Source organism: Streptomyces klenkii, from assembly GCF_003626645.1.
Lineage (GTDB): Bacteria > Actinomycetota > Actinomycetes > Streptomycetales > Streptomycetaceae > Streptomyces > Streptomyces klenkii.
In genome coordinates this window covers 1-1,137 of the sequence record NZ_RBAM01000154.1, presented here as the reverse complement: position 1 = coordinate 1,137, position 1,137 = coordinate 1, and the positions used below count along the sequence as shown (strand labels likewise).

General features: G+C 74.8%; 1 protein-coding gene and 1 pseudogene. One reads left to right on the top strand and one right to left on the bottom strand.

Going from position 1 to position 1,137, the window contains the following annotated elements; genetic code table 11:
- Positions 1 to 251 (bottom strand): alpha/beta hydrolase (locus D7231_RS35385; protein WP_199739544.1); only part of this gene is annotated, 251 nt, incomplete at its 3' end.
- An 86-nt stretch (positions 252 to 337) separates the two neighbouring features.
- On the opposite strand from D7231_RS35385, the pseudogene D7231_RS35380 reads away from it, so the two are divergent.
- A pseudogene (locus tag D7231_RS35380) lies at positions 338 to 1,090 on the top strand (DUF6716 putative glycosyltransferase); the annotation flags it as partial.
- Positions 1,091 to 1,137: the final 47 nt, after the last annotated feature.

Here is a 1,137-nt window from a genome sequence, read left to right as displayed (position 1 = left end):
GCCACCTCGGGGCCGCCCATGGCCTCCTGCATCCGGCCGGCGCCGGCGTAGGGCGTGGCCGGGTCGCCGGTGTTGGCGACGAGCAGGATCGGTTCGGCGGCGTCCTCGGCGGCGTACCGCGGGCGTTCGGTCTGGTCCGCGGGGACGGGCCAGCCCTCGCAGCCGCTGAGCCCCCAGACCATCCACTCCCCGAAGAGGGGCGAGGTCTCCATGAACTCCTCGCGGTACTCCCGCAGCTCTGCTATGGACATCCCCGAGGGGTCGTCCGCGCAGCGTATGGCGGTCAGCGCCGCGTTCTGGTTGCTGTAACGGCCCTGGGCGTCGCGGCCGTTGTAGAAGTCGGCCAGCAGCAGGAGCGTGTCGCCCGAGGAGGTCCAGAACAGCCATGGAGCACGCCCGCAGGCACCCGGAGCGCGAGGTGGTGCTCAAGCTGCGCAGCAAGCCCAGCGAGCACACCACCCACATCGAGGAGCTGCCCTACCAGCGGCTGGCCGAGCGGGCCCGGGGCGAGCGCCCCGCCAATTTCCGCCTGGCCTACGGCAACATGGGCGAGATCCTCAACGAGACCGACCTGCTGGTCACCGTCTCCTCCACCGCCGCCCTGGAGTCGCTGCACCGCTCGGTGCCCACCGCGGTCCTGAGCGACCTGGGCATCCGCGAGCCGCTGGGCAACCACTACTTCATCGGCTCCGGCTGCTTCGCCTCCTGGGACGAGCTGGACGCCGGGCACCTGCCGCGGCCCGAGCCCGCCTGGCTGGCCGAGCAGGGCGTGGGCGTTCCCCACGAGGGCGCCTTCGCCGCGGCCCGCGCCCGCCTGGACGCGCTGCTGGAACGGCGCGAGGAGGGCGGCCTGCCCCCCCTCACCCCGTACTACACCGCCCGCACCGCGCCGGGGTACCTCCCCGGCGTCCTGGCCCGGCACGGCCTGGACATCAAGGGCGAGCCGGCCGCCGGCCACCAGGACGCGCCCGCCGCCGAGGCCGGGATGCGCGCCGCCTCCCGCCGCCTGCTGCGCCGCACCGCCCGCGGCGCCTACCGCGCCGGCGTCCAGCGCGTCGCGCCTCTCATCCGCCGCTGGGGGCAGCTGTGAGCGACGCGCACACCCTCCCGGCCGCCGGAACCGAACGATCTGCGAAG